This is a genomic window from Burkholderia sp. FW306-1C-G01B (genome assembly GCF_058781685.1).
This window is the reverse complement of sequence record NZ_JBYSWZ010000010.1, coordinates 246,848-263,143: the sequence shown is the minus strand read 5'-3', so window position 1 is coordinate 263,143 and position 16,296 is coordinate 246,848. Positions and strand designations below refer to the sequence as shown.

The following is a 16,296-nucleotide window of genomic DNA, read 5'->3' as shown; positions in this document are numbered from 1 at the left end:
AGTATGTCTCATGGCATTCGACAGCAGGCTCCTGAGCGGCATCGGCGTGCTCTCGGCGGTGATCGAGGCCGGCACCTTCGCGCGCGCGGGCGAGGCGATGGGGCTGACACAGCCGGCCGTGAGCCGCGCCGTCGCGCGGCTGGAAGAACGCGTCGGCATCCGGATCTTCAACCGGACGGCGCGCGCGATCACGCTGACCGACGAAGGGCGGCGCTTTTACGAGGCGGTCGCGCCGCTGCTGGCCGGCATCGAGGAGGCGGCGGTCGACGCAGGCCGTTCCAGGGCGCGCGTCAGGGGGCGGTTGCGGGTCAACGTGGACGGCACCTTCGGCCACTACGTGCTGGCGCCGCGGATGGCGGAATTCCTCGATCGCTTCCCCGAACTGTCCGTCGAAATCAGCGTGCGCGACCGGATGGGCGATCTCGTCGCCGACGGCTTCGACGTGGCGGTGCGCTTCGGCATTCCGGAGCCGTCGTCATACCGCGCGCGGCTGCTGCTCGAGACGCGAGTGCTCACCTGCGCGTCGGCGGCCTATGTCGCGCGTCACGGCGAACCGCGGCATCCGCGCGATCTCGCGGACGGGCATCGTTGCGTGCTGATCCGCGATCCGGTAACGGGGCGGCCTTTCGAATGGGTTTTCCGTCGCGGCAACGAGGTGGTGCCGTTCGATGCCGGCGGCCGGCTGATGGTCAACGACACGGGCGCGCTGCTCGGCGCCTGCCTCGGCGGCGCGGGCGTCGCGCAGCTGCTGGAACTCTACGCGCGGGACATCCTCGCCGACGGGCGGCTGGTCCTGCTGCTGCCGGAATGGGCGGACGAGACGTTCCCGCTTTATGCGTATCACCACGCGTCGAACCTCGTCTCCGCGAAGGTGCGGGTGTTTCTCGACTTCGTTCGCGAGCTGATGGCCTGAGGTTGCGCGGCGGCGAAAGGCGGCCGGGCGGCCGTCGGGTCATTCGGTGCGATGGGGGATGTTGTCCGGGAACGGATAGGGCGCATGCGGTCCCGGCCAGTCGGGCACGGGCGGCGCGCTCAACACGTCGCATCCGCCCAGCATGAGCGACAGAACCGCGGCGAGCACGCCGCGGCAAATCGGGCTTGAAATGGCGCGCGTGCACATGGCCTGCCTCCATGCTGCGTTCCCTGATGCTTGGACTGCCAGGCGAGGTCACGCGTTGCGGTGCACGTTGCGCGCGGCAAAAAACAAAAAACCCGCGAAGCCGTGAGCTTGCGCGGGTTTCGACAGGTGCAGCGCATGACGCTGCGAAATGCTGGTGCCCAGGGCCGGAATCGAACCGGCACGCCTTGCGGCGGGGGATTTTGAGTCCCCTGCGTCTACCAATTTCACCACCTGGGCTTGTTCCTGGCCGCGCATGCGATTGTGTGCGGCGAAACGCGGATTATGGCGGAAATCCGGATGCCGGGCAAGCTACCCGGTTGCCGACGCGCGAGTTACTGGCTCAGGTAGACGAACCGGCCCTGCTTCACGATGCCCATCACGCTCGCGCGCTGGTCGAGCCCGACGTGATCCTTGTCGCTGGTGTTGACGACCCCGTTCGGCACGACGAGCTCGTGCGCGCGTTCGAGTTCGCGGCGCAGCGCCGCGCGGAACGCCGGCGTGCCGGGCTGCGCGGTCTTCAGTGCGCGGCCGACCGCGTCGGCGAGGCGCGGGTAGACGCCCGCCGCGTCGCCCGCGAACTGCGTGACCGTGCCGGCACCGTACTTCGCCTCGTACGCATCGACGAACGCGAGCGCGGCCTTGCGCGCCGGATGGTCGGCCGGCAGCGTGCGCGCGACGACGACCGGCTGGGTCGGAAACAGCGTCCCGTCGACGTCCTTGCCGCCGAGCTTGATGAATTCCGGCGTCGCGATCCCGTGGGTCTGGTAGATCGCGCCCTTGTAGCCGCGCTCGATCAGCGTGCGCTGCGGCAGCACGGCCGGCGTGCCCGAGCCCGCGATCAGGATCGCGTCGGGCTTCGCCGCGATCAGCTTCAGCGCCTGGCCCGTGACGCTCGCATCGGTGCGGTTGAAGCGCTCGGTCGCGACGACGCGGATCTTGCGCAGGTCGGCGAAGCGCGTGAACTCGTTCAGCCAGCTGTCGCCGTAGCTGTCCGCGAAGCCGATGAAGCCGACCGTCTTCACGCCGTGGTTCGACATGACGCGCGTCATCACGTCGGCCATCGCGCGGTCGCTCTGCGCCATCTTGAACGCCCAGGTCCGCGCGCCTTCCTGCGGCTCGACGATCGCGCCGGAGCCGACCAGCGTGATCATCGGCGTCTGCCCGGCGGCCACCGCGTCGAGCGCCGCGAGTGCGGCCGGCGTGATGTTCGGCCCGACCACGACGTCGACGTGATCCTCGTCGACCAGCTTGCGGATGTTGCGCACCGCGGTGCCCGGGTCGGACGCATCGTCGAGCACCGTTACCTGCACCGGCTGCCCGGCGATCGTCTTCGGCCACATCAGGATCGCGTTCTTGCTCGTGATGCCGATCGCGGCGGCAGGGCCGGTCGACGACAGGTCGACGCCGACCTTCAGGTCGGCATGCGCGGCCGCGCAGGCCAGCACGAGGGCGGCGCCGGCGGTGCGGCGCAGCAGGGCGGGAAGCGTCATGCGGGAATCTCCGTCGGGCAGCAAAAAGGGGGCGCGATATGCGCCCCTGTATTTATACACGCCGATTTCAGGAAAACGCCGGGCCGCCCCAAGTTTTCCGCCCCGAAGGAAGTCCCCTAGGGGGATGGCCCCGTCCGGGGGCCTGGCGCGAAGCGACAGGTCCGGGGGGCGCTTACAGTTCGTACGATTCGGATTCGCCCTTGAGCGCCTGCTCGATCAGCTTGCGGTTCAGCGTCGGCGACAGCAGTTCGACGAGCGTATACACATAGCTGCGCAGGTAGGCGCCCTGCTTGAGCGCGACGCGCGTCACGTTGCTGCCGAACAGGTGGCCGACCGGGATCAGGCGCAGGTTGCGGTCGCGCTCGGGATTGAACGCGATGTCGGCCATGATGCCGACGCCGAGGCCGAGTTCGACGTAGGTCTTGATCACGTCGGCGTCGATCGCCTCGAGAACGATGTCCGGCGACAGCCCGCGCAGCGCGAACGCCTGGTTGATCTTCTTGCGGCCCGCGAACGCGTCGTCGTACGTAATCAGCGGATATTGCGCGAGATCGTCGAGCGACGGCGGCTTGCGTTCGAGCAGTGGGTGATCGGCCGGCACGACGGCCGCGTGGTGCCACTGGAAGCAGGGCAGCGACACGAGTTCCTTGTAGTCGGAGATTGCCTCGGTCGCGATCCCGAGATCGGCCTGGTCGTGGATCACCATCTCGGCCACCTGCGTCGGGCTGCCCTGCAGGATCGACAGGTGCACCTTCGGGAAGCGCTTCTTGAATTCGGCGATCGCGGCCGGCAGCGAGTAGCGGGCCTGCGTGTGGGTGGCCGCAATGGTCAGGTTGCCCTGGTCCTGCGCGGCGTAATCCTTCCCGACCCTTTTAAGGCTTTCAACCTCCTGCAGGATCCGCTCGACCGATGCGAGGATGATCCTGCCCGGCTCGGTGAGCGAGCGCACGCGCTTGCCGTGCCGCGTGAAGATCTCCACGCCCAGCTCGTCCTCGAGCTCGATGATCGCCTTCGATACCCCCGGCTGCGACGTGTAGAGCGCCTTGGCGGCCTCGGTGAGGTTGAAATTCTGCCGGACGGCCTCGCGCACGAAGCGAAATTGGTGCAGGTTCATTTATAACCCTTCCGCATATCAACAGAATTTTTTAGTCGTTTGAAATATAAGGCGAGTTTATTACGATTCACCGGAGTTTTTCAAATATGGATATCTGTTTTCGTCATTAGCAATCCACCCGGCAGCGGATGGCGGCAGTGGCGACGGAACGGAGATTCGGGCGCGACGTGGCTAGGACGTCGCGCGGTCACCACGAAAACCCCTGGGGTCCCCGAATGTATCAGTACGACCAATACGACCAGACGATCGTTGACGAGCGTGTCGCGCAATACCGCGATCAGGTGCGCCGCCGCTTGTCGGGCGAGTTGAGCGAAGACGAATTCCGTCCGCTGCGTCTGCAGAACGGCCTGTACATGCAGCGCCACGCGTACATGCACCGCATCGCGATTCCGTACGGCAACCTGCGCAGCGACCAGCTCCGGATGCTGGCGCGCATCGCCCGCGAACACGATCGCGGCTACGGCCACTTCTCGACCCGTTCGAACATCCAGTTCAACTGGATCCAGCTCGAAGACACGCCCGAGATCCTCGCGAAGCTCGCGTCGGTGCAGATGCACGGCATCCAGACCTCGGGCAACTGCATCCGCAACATCACGGCGGACCAGTTCGCGGGCGTCGCCCAGGACGAGGAGATCGATCCGCGTCCGTGGTCGGAAATCCTGCGCCAGTGGTCGACGTTCCATCCCGAATTCGCGTGGCTGCCGCGCAAGTTCAAGATCGCGGTGTCGGGCTCGAAGCACGACCGCGCGGCCGTGCAGATCCACGATCTCGGCGTGTACCTGAAGAAGAACGCGCAGGGCGAGGTGGTCGCGAGCATCCTCGCGGGCGGCGGCCTCGGCCGTACGCCGATCATCGGCGCGGTGATCAAGGAAGACCTGCCGTGGCAGCACCTGCTCACCTACTGCGAAGCCGTGCTGCGTGTGTATAACCGCTTCGGCCGCCGCGACAACCTGTACAAGGCGCGCATCAAGATTCTCGTGAAGGCGCTGTCGCCCGCGAAGTTCGCGCAGCAGGTCGAGGAAGAGTGGCAGCACCTGAAGGATGGCCCGTCGACGCTCACGCAGGCGGAAGTCGACCGCGTGTCGCAGTATTTCAAGCCGCCCGTCTACGAGAAGCTGGCCGACACCGACGCATCGTTCGAACAGCACCTGCTCGAGAACAAGGCGTTCGCGCGCTGGGTCGAGCGCAACGTCGCGCCGCACAAGGTGTCCGGCTACGCGGCCGTCACGCTGTCGCTGAAGGATCACCGCGTGGCGCCGGGCGACGCGACCGACCAGCAGATGGAGCTGGTCGCCGACTGGGCCGACGCATACTCGTTCGGCGAGCTGCGCGTGTCGCACGAGCAGAACCTGATCCTCGCGAACGTGAAGAAGCGCGATCTGTTCGCGGTGTGGGAAAAGGCGAAGGCGGCCGGTTTCGCGACGCCGAACATCGGCCTGCTGACCGACATCATCGCGTGCCCGGGCGGCGATTTCTGCTCGCTCGCGAACGCGAAGTCGATCCCGATCGCGCTGGCGATCCAGCAGCGCTTCGACGATCTCGACTACGTGTACGACCTCGGCGACCTGTCGCTGAACATTTCCGGTTGCATGAACTCGTGCGGCCATCACCACGTCGGCAACATCGGCATCCTCGGCGTCGACAAGGACGGCGCCGAGTGGTACCAGGTGTCGCTCGGCGGCGAGCAGGGCACGGGCCGCGACGGCGCGCGCCTCGGCCGCGTGATCGGGCCGTCGTTCTCGGCGGAAGAAGTGCCGGGCGTGATCGCGAAGCTGATCGACACGTTCGTCGAAGCGCGCATCGACGGCGAGCGTTTCGTCGACACGTACGACCGCATCGGCATCGCGCCGTTCAAGGAGCGCGTGTATGCGGCGCGCCAGGCAGTGAACGCGTAACCAACCGGGTACAAGGAATTTGCAGATGGCTTCGATTATCAAGAATCGCGCAGTGATCGACGATGCATGGCAGGTCGTGCGCGCGACGGAAGACGGTGCGCTGCCCGCGGTCGACGCGTTGCCGGCCGGCAAGGTGCTGGTGCCGTTCGCGTTGTGGCAGGCCGAGCGCGCGGCGCTCGTCGCCGCGAAGACGAAGGACGAACTCGGCGTGTGGCTCGCGCCGGACAGCGAGCCGGCCGATCTCGCGGCCGATTTCGGCGCGATTTCGCTGATTGCCGTCGACTTCCCGCGCTTTGCGGACGGCCGCGGCTACAGCATCGCGCGCCTGCTGCGCGAGCGTTACGGCTGGACGGGCGAGCTGCGCGCGATCGGCGACGTGCTGCGCGACCAGTTGCTGTACATGTCGCGTTGCGGCTTCGACGCATTCGCGGTGCGTGCCGACAGGGACATCCACGACGCGCTGAATGCGTTCACGGAATTCACGCAGCGCTACCAGGGCGCGTTCGACGAGCCGGCGCCGCTGTTCCGCCGCCGCGCCGCCGCAGCCGACGCCAAGGTGGGCGCATGAGTACCGCTACCGCGCTGACGCCGGAACTCGCCGCGAAGGTCGAGCGCCTCGACGCGCTGCTCGCGCAGATCGGCGCACGTCACGAGAAGGTGAAGTTCGCGAGCAGCCTCGCCGCGGAAGACATGCTGCTCACGCACGCGATCCTGTCGAAGGGCGTGTCGATCGGCATCTTCTCGCTGAACACGGGCCGTCTGCACGCGGAAACGCTCGGCATGATCGACCGCGTGCGCGAGCGCTACGGCTACGAGATCGAGCAGTTCCATCCGCAGCAGGATGCGGTCGACCAGTACGTCGCCGAGCACGGCCTGAACGCGTTCTACGAGAGCGTCGAGCTGCGCAAGTCGTGCTGCCACATCCGCAAGGTCGAGCCGCTGAACCGTGCGCTGGCCGATGTCGGCGCGTGGGTCACGGGCCAGCGCCGCGAGCAGTCGGTCACGCGTGCGGAGCTGCACGAGGAAGAACAGGACGAAGCGCGCGGGATCGCGAAGTACAATCCGCTCGCCGACTGGACGGAAGCCGATGTATGGGCGTACCTCGGAGCGTTCGACGTGCCGGTCAACCCGCTGCACGCGCGCGGTTATCCGAGCATCGGCTGCGAGCCGTGTACGCGCGCGATCCGCCCCGGCGAGGACAGCCGCGCGGGCCGCTGGTGGTGGGAATCGCGCGACACGAAGGAATGCGGGCTGCACATCACGATCACGCCGATTCCCGCGACCGCCGAAGCAGGCGCTGCGCACTGAAAGCCTGACAAGAAACTGAATATTGCGCCGCCTGCGACAGCGGGCGGCACGAACCCAGAAGAAGGACTGAAATCATGAGCACGACGCTCGAGCAATCCGCCTTTGCCCCGGCCACCGGCGGCGACAGCCGCATGGGCCACCTCGACTGGCTCGAAGCCGAGTCGATCCACATCCTGCGCGAACTGGTCGCCGAATGCAGCAAGCCGGCGCTGTTGTTCTCGGGCGGCAAGGATTCGGTCGTCGTGCTGCATCTGGCGCTGAAGGCGTTCGGTCTCGGCGCGAACCGCAAGACGACGCTGCCGTTCCCGCTCGTGCACATCGACACGGGCCACAACTACGACGAAGTGATCGATTTCCGCGACCGCCGCGCGCAGGAGCTCGGCGCCGAGCTGATCGTCGGCCACGTCGAGGATTCGATCAAGCGCGGCACGGTCGTGCTGCGCCGCGAAACCGATTCGCGCAACGCCGCGCAGGCCGTCACGCTGCTCGAGACGATCGAGCAGCACGGCTACACCGCGCTGATCGGCGGCGCGCGCCGCGACGAAGAGAAGGCACGTGCGAAGGAGCGCATCTTCTCGTTCCGAGACGAATTCGGCCAGTGGGACCCGAAGGCGCAGCGCCCTGAGCTGTGGAGCCTCTTCAACGCACGGCTGCATAAAGGCGAACACCTGCGCGTGTTCCCGATCTCGAACTGGACCGAGCTCGACGTGTGGCAGTACATCGCGCGCGAGAACCTCGAGCTGCCGTCGATCTATTACGCGCATCAGCGCGAGATCGTGCGCCGCAACGGTCTGCTCGTGCCCGTCACGCCGCTTACGCCGATGCGCGACGGCGAGACGAGCGAAGTCGCCCAGGTGCGCTTCCGCACGGTCGGCGACATCAGCTGCACGTGCCCGGTCGAGAGCGACGCGGACGACGTCGAGAAGATCATCGCCGAGACGGCGGTGACCGAGATCACCGAGCGCGGTGCGACGCGGATGGACGACCAGACCTCCGAAGCCGCGATGGAACAGCGCAAGAAGCAAGGTTATTTCTGAAGCACACGAGGACATTCACATCATGAGCATCATCGAAAATCACGAAGACCTCGGCGTGCTGCGCTTCATCACCGCGGGCAGCGTCGACGACGGCAAGAGCACGCTGATCGGCCGCCTGCTGTACGACAGCAAGGCCGTGCTGTCGGACCAGCTGTCCGCACTGTCGCGCGCGAAGAACAAGCGCACGGTGGGCGACGAGCTCGACCTCGCGCTGCTGACCGACGGCCTGGAAGCCGAGCGCGAGCAGGGCATCACGATCGACGTCGCATACCGCTACTTCGCGACCGCGAAGCGCAAGTTCATCATCGCCGATACGCCCGGCCACGAGCAGTACACGCGCAACATGGTGACCGGCGCGTCGACCGCGCACGCGGCGATCATCCTGATCGACGCGACGCGCGTGACGGTCGAGAACGGCGTTGCCGAACTGCTGCCGCAAACGAAACGCCACAGCGCGATCGTCAAGCTGCTCGCGCTGCAGCACGTGATCGTCGCGATCAACAAGATGGACCTCGTCGACTACAGCGAGGCGCGCTTCAACGAGATCCGCGACGCGTACGTCGCGCTCGCGAAGCAGCTCGGCCTTGACGACGTGCGCTTCGTGCCGGTGTCGGCGCTGAAGGGCGACAACATCGTCGGCGCGAGCGAGCGCATGCCGTGGTACGCGGGCGAGCCGCTGCTCGACGTGCTCGAGTCGCTGCCGGTCGAGACGCAGGCGCATGACGCGCTGCGCTTCCCGGTGCAGTGGGTCGCGCGCCAGGACGGCAGCTCGGCCGACGATTTCCGCGGCTATATGGGCCGTATCGAGTCGGGTGAAGTGAAGGTCGGCGACGAGATCGTCGTGCTGCCGTCGAACCGTACCGCGACGGTGGCCGAGATCGTCGCGCCGGTGCCGGGCGGCACCGCGTCCGTCGCGCAAGCGTTCGCGGGCCAGACGGTGACGATCCGTCTCGAACAGGATGTCGACGTGTCGCGCGGCGACATGTTCGTCACGACCGTCGAGCCGGTCGAGCCGGCCAAGAAGCTCGAGGCCGACCTGTGCTGGTTCGACGAAGCGCCGCTGTCGCAGCAGCGCAAGTACCTGCTGAAGCAGACCACGAGCACGGTGTTCGCGAAGATCGGCGCGGTCAAGCAGGTGCTCGACGTGCATACGCTGTCGCACGCGACCGACCGTCACGAACTGAAGATGAACGACATCGGCCGCGTCGCGCTGACGCTGCAGAAGCCGATCGTCTGCGACACGTACGACGCGCATCCGGGCACGGGCGCGTTCGTGCTGATCGACGAGGCGACGCACCACACGGTCGCCGCGGGCATGATCCGGGCGTTCTCGGCGTAACCACCGGCGAACCGCGCCGCCATGCGGCGGCGCGGGCCGGACGCCGCCGTCCGCAGGACAAGCGAAGCGACAAACATGGGCAAGGTATATCTGATCGGAGCAGGGCCGGGCGCAGCGGACCTCATCACGGTGCGCGGCGCGCGGCTGCTGGCGCAGGCCGACGTCGTGCTGCACGACGCGCTGGTCGAGCCCGCGATGCTCGACTACGCGCCGAACGCGCGCAGGATCGCGGTCGGCAAGCGCTGCGGGCAGCGCTCGACCGCGCAGCACTTCATCAACAAGCAGATCGTCGATGCGGCGCGCGAGCATGCGTGCGTCGTGCGGCTGAAGGGCGGCGACCCGATGCTGTTCGGTCGCGCCGAAGAGGAAATGCGCGCGCTCGATGAGGCCGGCATCGACTACGAGGTCGTGCCGGGCATCACCGCAGCGCTGGCCGGCGCGGCGACGCTGAAGCGTTCGCTGACGCTGCGCGGCGTGTCGCGCAGCGTCGCGTTCGCGACGCACAGCCGTGCGCCGGGCAGCGACGAGATCCGCGAAGCCGCGCGCGCCGATTCGATCGTCTACTACATGGGCCGCGACAGCGCCCCCGGCATCGCGCAGGAGCTGATCGATGCCGGCCGTGCGCCGGCGACGCCCGTGGCGATCGTCGAGGCATGCAGCACCGCGCGCGAGCGCTCGCTGACGCTGACGCTCGCGCAGATGGCGGCGGGCGACGCGCAGGCGTGGCTCGATCCCGCGGAACCGAGCCTGCTGATGATCGGCGACGCATTTGCCGAGCGCGCACGGCACGCGAAAACGGGCGATCCGCTGCGGGATGCGGCTTGAGCGGAATCCGGCCGTAGTCCGAAACGAAAAAAGCGCTGGCGGAAGCCAGCGCTTTTTCATTTGGAGCCGCCGTTGCGCTTACGCGTCGTCGCCGATCCGGTCGATGCAATAGCGTGCGATCGCGTCGAGCACGCCGTCGTCTTCGCCGACAGCCGTCGCGCAGCGGATCTCGACGCCCGGATGCGCGGCGCGGCACGCATCGACGAGCTGCGGCAGGTCGCGGCGGATATGGCCGCCCTGGCCGAAGAACACGGGTACCACGGTGATGCGCGTGCAGCCGGCGGCGACTTGCGCGGCCACGGCCTCACCGAGCGACGGCGTCATCAGTTCGAGGAACGCGAGCGACACGTGCGACGCAGGGGAGCCGGCGCCGCGCAGCCGCGCGGCGAGCCGCTCGAACGGCTCGGCCCAGCGCGGATCGCGGGCGCCGTGGCCGAACAGGACGATGCCGTGCGAGCTCATGTCGAAGTCTCCGTCGTGATGCGGCGCTCAGTGCCGGTCGACCCACTTTAGCGCGAACAGGCCGAGCGCGAGATAGATCAGGCCCGGCGTCGCGGCGGTGAGCGGTGCGGGCCACGTGTTCAGCGTGCCGATGTGCGAGAACAGCGTATTGAGCAGCTGGAAGCTCATGCCGAGCATGATGCCGCCGAACACCTTCACGCCGACCACGCCGGCGCGCGTGTGCAGGTACGCGAACGGCAGCGACAGCACGAGCATCACGAACACCGCGAACGGATACAGCAGCTTGCGCCACAGCGCGATGTCGTAGCGCTGCGTGTCCTGCTGGTTCTCGCGCAAGTGCTGGATGTAGCGGAACAGGTTGATGATCGACATGCGCTCCGGCGACACGAGCAGAACCGACAGGATCTGCGGCGTCAGGTCCGAACGCAGCCGGTATTCGGGCAGCGATACCTGCTGCGACCGGTAGACGGGGTTCAGCGCGTCGGCCGGCTGGCCGCTGATCGGCTTGATCGGCGTGAGCTCCGTTTCGGTGACACCCGTCAGCAGCCAGTGGCCGGGCGGCTCGTAGCGGCCCGTCTGCGCGATCCTCACGTTCTGCAACTGGAATTTCGAGTCGAACTCGTAGATGCGCACGTTGCTGATCGTCGAGTCGGGCGACAGGCTGCCGACGTTGACGAAGCGGGTGACCTGTTCGCCGTTTTCGCGGGCCGCGAGCGTGTCCTTCACCCACACGCCCGACTGGAAGTTCGACGACACCGACGCGCCGAGCGCCTGCAGCCGCACGCGTTCGGACAACTGGTCGGCGTACGGGCCGACGAATTCGCCGATCAGGTAGGTGACGATCACGAGCGGCACGCCGATCTTCAGCAGCGAGCGCAGCGCCTGGTTGGTCGCGAGGCCCGACACGCGGAAGATCGTGAATTCCGAATTCGCGGCCATCTGCGCGAACACGTAGATCGCGCTGATCAGCGCGGCGACCGGGATGATCTCGTAGAAGCGCGACGGCGTCTGCAGCGCGACGCGCATCACCGCGTAGCCGAACTTGTAGTTGCCGTGTCCGACCGAGTTCAGTTCGCTGATCAGGTCGAAGAAGAAGAACAGGCCCGAGAACGCGAACAGGATGAAGATGAACGTGACGTAGATCTGTCGCGCGAAGTACTTTTCATAGAGCCGCATCGATCATGCTCCCGAGCGGCCGAACAGCGCGCGTGTAAACAGCGGACGATTGCGCACGCGCAACCAGAAGATGACGGCGACGATCGCCGCGACGAGCGCATGCAGGCCGACGAGGCCGACGCCGAACGACATCTTGCCCTGCTCGATCTGCGCCTGCACGACGTTCAGCAGGTTCGAGTAGGTGAGGTAGATCAGCACGGCCATCACGAGGTTGATCGTGCGGCTGCGGCGCGGGTTCTGGTACGCGAGCGGGATGCCGAGCACCATCAGGTTGAGCGCGATCAGCGGCAGCCCCGCGCGCCACGCGAATTCCGCGAGGTTGTCGCGCGTCGGGTTGCGCAGCAGCTCGGGCGTCGGCGTGCTGTTGGTGGTCTGCACGTTCACGACCGGCTTGCTGGTGATCTTCACGCCGTAGCGCTCGAACTCCATGATCTTGAAGTTCGGCTGGCCGGGCGTGCCGTCGTAGCGGCGGCCGTCTTCCAGGACGACGAAGCGGTCGCCGTCCTTCGACGTTTCCGTATGGCCCGTCTGCGACACGACGACGTTGACCTTGCCGTTCTCGGTCGACGTCACGAACACGTTCTGCACCTTGCTCTGGTCGGGCGTCATCTTCTCGATGAAGAACACGCGATGGTTCGAGGCCGACTCGCGGAACTGGCCCGGCGCGAGCAGCGAGATCTCGTCGCGCTGCTGGAAGCGTGCCTTGATCATCTTGCTCTGCTGGTTCGACCACGGCCAGCCGACGAACGCGAAGAACGCGATCAGCAGGATGATCGGCGTGGCGAACACGCCGATCGGCTTGATGAGGCGCGTGAGGCTCACGCCCGACGCGAGCCACACCACCATTTCGGAGTCCCGGTACCACCGGGTCAGCACGAACAGGATCGACACGAACAGCGTGACGACGAGCATCACGGCGAGATAGCCGATCACGGTCAGGCCGATCAGCACGAGCACGTCCCGCGGGTCGATTTCACCGGACGCGGCGTAACCGACGATGCGGATCATCATCGTCGTGAGCATGATCGTGAGCAGCACCATGAACACGGCGCCAGCCGTATACGCAAGCTCGCGCTGGAGGGAGCGTTCGAAGATCATTCTTGATGAGAAGAGGGCGGGAGGCTGCGCACGCGTGGTGGAGCGCTCGCGCCGCCACGGGAAAAATAGCGGATAATTGCGGCTTTCATCCTTAGCCCAGATTTTATCCGAGGACAAGCGCGATGGACTTTAGCATAAAAGGCTGTGATTGGAGCAAAGGCGAGGCCAAGGGGTTCCTGACCGGGAAGTCCGACTGCATCGTCCTCGGCATCTTCGAGGCGCAGACGCTTTCCGGCGCGGCGCTCGACATCGACACGGCCACCAAGGGACTGATTTCGCGCGTGGTGAAGGCCGGCGACATGGACGGCAAGCGCGGCAAGACGCTGTTCCTGCACGAAGTGTCGGGCATCGGCGCGTCGCGCGTGCTGCTCGTCGGCCTCGGCAAGCAGGATGCTTTCAATCAGAAAGCCTATAACGACGCGGCCACGGCCGCCTGGCGCGCGCTGCTGGCGACCAAGGTCGTCCAGGTCACGTTCACGCTCGCGCAACTGCCGGTCGACGAGCGCAGCTCCGACTGGGGCGTGCGCGCGGCAATCCTCGCGCTGCGCAACGAGACCTACCGCTTCACGCAGATGAAGAGCAAGCCGGAACCGGCGTCGCACACGCTCAAGCGTGTCGTGTTCAGCGTCGATCCGTCGGACGAAAAGGCCGCGAAGGTCGCCGTCAAGCAGGCCGTTGCGCTCGCGAACGGGATGGATCTCACCCGCGACCTCGGTAACCTGCCCGGCAACGTCTGCACGCCGACCTATCTCGGCAACACCGCGAAGAAGCTCGCGAAGGATTGGGGCCTGAAGGCCGAAGTGCTCGGGCTCAAGCAGATCCAGGCGCTGAAGATGGGCTCGTTCCTGTCGGTCGCGCGCGCGTCGGTCGAGCCGCCGCAGTTCATCGTGCTGCACTACCAGGGCGCCGCCGCGAAGGCCGCGCCGGTCGTGCTGGTCGGCAAGGGCATCACGTTCGACACGGGCGGCATCTCGCTGAAGCCGGGCGAGGGCATGGACGAGATGAAGTACGACATGTGCGGCGCCGGTTCCGTGCTCGGCACGATGCGCGCGGTTGCCGAGATGGGCCTGAAGATCAACGTCGTCGCGATCGTGCCGACCTGCGAGAACATGCCGGGCGGCAACGCGACGAAGCCGGGCGACATCGTCACGAGCATGAAGGGCCTGACGATCGAGGTGCTGAACACCGACGCCGAAGGCCGCCTGATCCTGTGCGACGCGCTCACGTATGCGGAGCGCTTCAAGCCGGCCGCGGTGATCGACGTCGCGACGCTGACGGGCGCGTGCATCATTGCGCTCGGCCATCACAACAGCGGCCTGTTCTCGAAGGACGACGCGCTCGCGGGCGAACTGCTCGACGCGTCGCGCGAGGCGGGCGACCCGGCATGGCGCCTGCCGCTCGACGACGAGTACCAGGATCAGCTGAAGTCGAACTTCGCGGATCTCGCGAACATCGGCGGACGTCCGGCCGGCAGCGTGACGGCCGCGTGCTTCCTGTCGCGCTTCACCGAGAGCTACCCGTGGGCCCACCTCGACATCGCGGGCACCGCGTGGAAGAGCGGCGCCGCGAAGGGCGCGACTGGCCGTCCGGTGCCGCTGCTCGCGCAGTTCCTGATCGACCGCGCCGGCCAGTGATGGCGGTGCTGACGACGATACGGGTGCGCGGGCAATGACGCGGATCGATTTCCACTCGAACGTCGGCGATTCGCTCGCGTACGCGTGCCGGCTGCTGCGCAAGGCCTACCAGGCCGGGCAGCCGGTCGTCGTGCTCGCCGAGCCCGCGCGCCTGCGCGCGCTCGACGAGCGGCTCTGGACGTTCTCGCCGCTCGATTTCATTCCGCATTGCGGCGTCGACAGCGAGCACGCGGCCGGGACGCCGATCGTGCTGGCCGCCGATCTCGACAAGGCGCCGCATCATCACGTGCTGCTGAACCTCGGCGCGACCGTGCCCGCGCAGTTCGCCCGCTTCGAGCGCCTGCTCGAAGTGGTCGGCAACGCGCCGGACGAACTGGCCGCGGGCCGCGACCGCTATCGCTTCTACCGCGATCGCGGATACGCGCTGAACAACTACAAGCAGGGCAGCTAGCCGCAACCGTCGACGGAGCGTTCCCGTGACACAAGCCGATTCATCCTCGATCCCGACGCTGACCGACGTGTTGGTGCCGGGCAAGCCGGTGCCGGCGCGCTCGCCCGCGCCCGACGCGCCGCAGCCGCACGCCGGCGCGGCGATTCCGGTGTTGACCGACGTGATCGCGCCGGCCGATTCCGCGAAAACCGAGGCCGACCCCGAATTCGTCGTGATCGAACCCGTGCCGACGCTGCACGTGCCGGCGGTCGAGCTGCCGGGCGACGTCGCGACGGCTGCTGCGGCGGCAATGGGCGAGACCGATGCGCCGGCCGAACCGGGCGCCGCGGAGCACGTGGTCGCCGCGGACGCAGCGGTCATGAATGCGCCGCTCCGGTCGTCGCTGGCCGACGACGATGCGTCGCAGCATGCGTTCGCTGCGGTGGCGCGCGACGCGGCCGGGCACGCGTCTGACGCGGTCATGCCGGAGGCGGTCGTACCGGCCGCGGCGCCGCAGCCGGATGGGCAGGCAGCCGTCGGGCTGACGCCGGAAGATGCGCAGCATATCGCCGAGCGCCTGCGCAATCGGCTGACGAGCTATCTGACCGGAGCAGGGCGCGAGGCCATCGAGGCTCGCTGCCGCGACGCGCTGCACGAGCATTCGGCCTGGCTGGTCGGCCAGGTCACGCGCGAGGTGGCGCTGACGCTGGAAACCGAGGTCATTGACTGGGTCCGCGACGCGGTCGACGAAGAGATCGCGCGCCGCCGCGCCGGTCATTCGGGCTGAACACCCGGCCGTTCCGGCGATAGAAAAAAGGGGCGGTTCCAGTAAGTGCCGGCGAAGCTGCCGGCGACGGGCAAGCCCGCCTGTCGGCGGCACCCGGCACAACGGTTGTGCCCCGTCCGGGGCATCCGGTTCAACGCAGCGACAGCACCCACTGCGCGAGTGCGTGGGCTTCGCCGCTCGTCAGTTGCGTATTGGCGGGCATCGGCACGCTGCCCCATACACCGACGCTGCCTTTCACGATCGATTGGGCAAGGTAATCGACGGCATCGCCGCGCGTCGCATACTTGCCGGCGATGTCGCGGAACGACGGGCCCATCAGCGGCTTGCCGACCGCGTGGCAGGCCATGCAGTTCTTGCGCTGCGCAAGCGCGAGCCCGTCGGCCTGATCGGCGCGCGCCGCCGCTGCGCCGCCGGTCAGCAGCATCACGAGCAGCGCGCGCAATATCGTCTGTTTCATGCGGTTCTCCGCCGGCGGGGACGGCCGGCTTCATGGTCCGCGCATTATAAAAGCAAAGGGAACGCACGTTTTGCGCGTTCCCTCGGCGGCCATTTCCATTGGGGTCGCATGATGCGGCGATATC

Annotated in this window: 17 protein-coding genes and 1 tRNA gene; 10 read left to right on the top strand and 8 right to left on the bottom strand. The window is 67.1% G+C overall.

The window, feature by feature from the left end; genetic code table 11:
• The first annotated feature begins 10 nt into the window (after positions 1–10).
• A complete protein-coding gene (locus AC3WLY_RS21550) occupies positions 11–913 on the top strand; it encodes a LysR family transcriptional regulator (protein WP_175961862.1) in 903 nt (300 codons plus the stop codon).
• A 39-nt stretch (positions 914–952) separates the two neighbouring features.
• Here the strand turns inward: AC3WLY_RS21550 and AC3WLY_RS21545 are convergent, their stop codons facing one another.
• The 4 genes from AC3WLY_RS21545 to AC3WLY_RS21530 all read right to left on the bottom strand — a co-directional run bounded on the left by AC3WLY_RS21545 (position 953) and on the right by AC3WLY_RS21530 (position 3,724).
• On the bottom strand, positions 953–1,120 hold the full coding sequence (locus tag AC3WLY_RS21545; protein WP_165948135.1) for a hypothetical protein: 168 nt from the start codon (positions 1,118–1,120) through the stop codon (positions 953–955).
• Positions 1,121–1,272: 152 nt separating this feature from the next.
• Positions 1,273–1,357 (bottom strand) — tRNA-Leu (locus AC3WLY_RS21540).
• 95 nt (positions 1,358–1,452) lie between these two features.
• Positions 1,453–2,610, bottom strand: coding sequence for an ABC transporter substrate-binding protein (locus AC3WLY_RS21535; RefSeq protein WP_492309232.1), 1,158 nt, complete (start codon positions 2,608–2,610; stop codon positions 1,453–1,455).
• A 172-nt stretch (positions 2,611–2,782) separates the two neighbouring features.
• Positions 2,783–3,724: a CysB family HTH-type transcriptional regulator gene (locus tag AC3WLY_RS21530; protein ID WP_175964192.1), complete on the bottom strand. Its 942-nt coding sequence runs from the start codon at positions 3,722–3,724 to the stop codon at positions 2,783–2,785.
• Positions 3,725–3,939: 215 nt separating this feature from the next.
• Between AC3WLY_RS21530 and AC3WLY_RS21525 the strand changes: the two genes are divergently transcribed.
• The 6 genes from AC3WLY_RS21525 (at position 3,940) to cobA (ending at position 10,128) form a co-directional block, all read left to right on the top strand.
• Positions 3,940–5,619, top strand: coding sequence for a nitrite/sulfite reductase (locus AC3WLY_RS21525; RefSeq protein WP_492309231.1), 1,680 nt, complete (start codon positions 3,940–3,942; stop codon positions 5,617–5,619).
• Between the two features lie 25 nt (positions 5,620–5,644).
• Positions 5,645–6,187, top strand: coding sequence for a DUF934 domain-containing protein (locus AC3WLY_RS21520; RefSeq protein ID WP_492309230.1), 543 nt, complete (start codon positions 5,645–5,647; stop codon positions 6,185–6,187).
• A complete protein-coding gene (locus tag AC3WLY_RS21515; protein ID WP_425131444.1) occupies positions 6,184–6,927 on the top strand; it encodes a phosphoadenylyl-sulfate reductase in 744 nt (247 codons plus the stop codon). Before AC3WLY_RS21520 ends, AC3WLY_RS21515 begins: the two co-directional genes overlap by 4 nt.
• A 74-nt stretch (positions 6,928–7,001) precedes the next feature.
• On the top strand, positions 7,002–7,964 hold the full coding sequence (cysD, locus tag AC3WLY_RS21510) for a sulfate adenylyltransferase subunit CysD (RefSeq protein ID WP_072443575.1): 963 nt from the start codon (positions 7,002–7,004) through the stop codon (positions 7,962–7,964).
• Positions 7,965–7,986: 22 nt separating this feature from the next.
• Entirely contained in the window at positions 7,987–9,303 is a 1,317-nt protein-coding gene (locus AC3WLY_RS21505; RefSeq protein ID WP_425131443.1) for a sulfate adenylyltransferase subunit 1, read from the top strand.
• Positions 9,304–9,378: 75 nt separating this feature from the next.
• Complete coding sequence (gene cobA / locus AC3WLY_RS21500) at positions 9,379–10,128, top strand: uroporphyrinogen-III C-methyltransferase (protein WP_175964196.1); 750 nt, start codon at positions 9,379–9,381, stop codon at positions 10,126–10,128.
• Positions 10,129–10,206: 78 nt separating this feature from the next.
• On the opposite strand, the gene AC3WLY_RS21495 is transcribed toward cobA, so the two are convergent.
• The 3 genes from AC3WLY_RS21495 to lptF are packed head-to-tail and all read right to left on the bottom strand — an operon-like array spanning position 10,207 to position 12,864.
• The gene (locus AC3WLY_RS21495; RefSeq protein ID WP_034178781.1) at positions 10,207–10,590 is read right to left on the bottom strand and encodes a sirohydrochlorin chelatase; all 384 of its coding nucleotides are present in this window, start codon (positions 10,588–10,590) and stop codon (positions 10,207–10,209) included.
• A gap of 27 nt (positions 10,591–10,617) precedes the next feature.
• Positions 10,618–11,766, bottom strand: coding sequence for an LPS export ABC transporter permease LptG (gene lptG, locus AC3WLY_RS21490; protein ID WP_175964197.1), 1,149 nt, complete (start codon positions 11,764–11,766; stop codon positions 10,618–10,620).
• 3 nt (positions 11,767–11,769) lie between these two features.
• Positions 11,770–12,864, bottom strand: coding sequence for an LPS export ABC transporter permease LptF (gene lptF / locus AC3WLY_RS21485; protein WP_072443565.1), 1,095 nt, complete (start codon positions 12,862–12,864; stop codon positions 11,770–11,772).
• Positions 12,865–12,986: 122 nt separating this feature from the next.
• Between lptF and AC3WLY_RS21480 the strand changes: the two genes are divergently transcribed.
• From AC3WLY_RS21480 to AC3WLY_RS21470, 3 genes are read left to right on the top strand one after another with little or no spacing between them, the layout of a single operon-like run.
• Complete coding sequence (locus tag AC3WLY_RS21480; protein ID WP_175964199.1) at positions 12,987–14,498, top strand: leucyl aminopeptidase; 1,512 nt, start codon at positions 12,987–12,989, stop codon at positions 14,496–14,498.
• Between the two features lie 34 nt (positions 14,499–14,532).
• A complete protein-coding gene (locus AC3WLY_RS21475) occupies positions 14,533–14,949 on the top strand; it encodes a DNA polymerase III subunit chi (protein WP_034178777.1) in 417 nt (138 codons plus the stop codon).
• A gap of 25 nt (positions 14,950–14,974) precedes the next feature.
• Complete coding sequence (locus AC3WLY_RS21470; RefSeq protein ID WP_492309229.1) at positions 14,975–15,715, top strand: DUF2486 family protein; 741 nt, start codon at positions 14,975–14,977, stop codon at positions 15,713–15,715.
• A gap of 130 nt (positions 15,716–15,845) precedes the next feature.
• Here the strand turns inward: AC3WLY_RS21470 and AC3WLY_RS21465 are convergent, their stop codons facing one another.
• Entirely contained in the window at positions 15,846–16,172 is a 327-nt protein-coding gene (locus AC3WLY_RS21465; RefSeq protein ID WP_175964201.1) for a c-type cytochrome, read from the bottom strand.
• Between the last annotated feature and the right edge of the window lie 124 nt (positions 16,173–16,296).

What these genes read in the sequence shown, in the direction of transcription:
- AC3WLY_RS21550 (WP_175961862.1), top strand. Translation starts at nt 11, where the DNA reads ATGGCATTCGACAGCAGGCTCCTGAGCGGCATCGGCGTGCTCTCGGCG.
- AC3WLY_RS21545 (WP_165948135.1), bottom strand. Translation starts at nt 1,120, where the DNA reads ATGTGCACGCGCGCCATTTCAAGCCCGATTTGCCGCGGCGTGCTCGCC.
- AC3WLY_RS21535 (WP_492309232.1), bottom strand. Translation starts at nt 2,610, where the DNA reads ATGACGCTTCCCGCCCTGCTGCGCCGCACCGCCGGCGCCGCCCTCGTG.
- AC3WLY_RS21530 (WP_175964192.1), bottom strand. Translation starts at nt 3,724, where the DNA reads ATGAACCTGCACCAATTTCGCTTCGTGCGCGAGGCCGTCCGGCAGAAT.
- AC3WLY_RS21525 (WP_492309231.1), top strand. Translation starts at nt 3,940, where the DNA reads ATGTATCAGTACGACCAATACGACCAGACGATCGTTGACGAGCGTGTC.
- AC3WLY_RS21520 (WP_492309230.1), top strand. Translation starts at nt 5,645, where the DNA reads ATGGCTTCGATTATCAAGAATCGCGCAGTGATCGACGATGCATGGCAG.
- AC3WLY_RS21515 (WP_425131444.1), top strand. Translation starts at nt 6,184, where the DNA reads ATGAGTACCGCTACCGCGCTGACGCCGGAACTCGCCGCGAAGGTCGAG.
- cysD (WP_072443575.1), top strand. Translation starts at nt 7,002, where the DNA reads ATGAGCACGACGCTCGAGCAATCCGCCTTTGCCCCGGCCACCGGCGGC.
- AC3WLY_RS21505 (WP_425131443.1), top strand. Translation starts at nt 7,987, where the DNA reads ATGAGCATCATCGAAAATCACGAAGACCTCGGCGTGCTGCGCTTCATC.
- cobA (WP_175964196.1), top strand. Translation starts at nt 9,379, where the DNA reads ATGGGCAAGGTATATCTGATCGGAGCAGGGCCGGGCGCAGCGGACCTC.
- AC3WLY_RS21495 (WP_034178781.1), bottom strand. Translation starts at nt 10,590, where the DNA reads ATGAGCTCGCACGGCATCGTCCTGTTCGGCCACGGCGCCCGCGATCCG.
- lptG (WP_175964197.1), bottom strand. Translation starts at nt 11,766, where the DNA reads ATGCGGCTCTATGAAAAGTACTTCGCGCGACAGATCTACGTCACGTTC.
- lptF (WP_072443565.1), bottom strand. Translation starts at nt 12,864, where the DNA reads ATGATCTTCGAACGCTCCCTCCAGCGCGAGCTTGCGTATACGGCTGGC.
- AC3WLY_RS21480 (WP_175964199.1), top strand. Translation starts at nt 12,987, where the DNA reads ATGGACTTTAGCATAAAAGGCTGTGATTGGAGCAAAGGCGAGGCCAAG.
- AC3WLY_RS21475 (WP_034178777.1), top strand. Translation starts at nt 14,533, where the DNA reads ATGACGCGGATCGATTTCCACTCGAACGTCGGCGATTCGCTCGCGTAC.
- AC3WLY_RS21465 (WP_175964201.1), bottom strand. Translation starts at nt 16,172, where the DNA reads ATGAAACAGACGATATTGCGCGCGCTGCTCGTGATGCTGCTGACCGGC.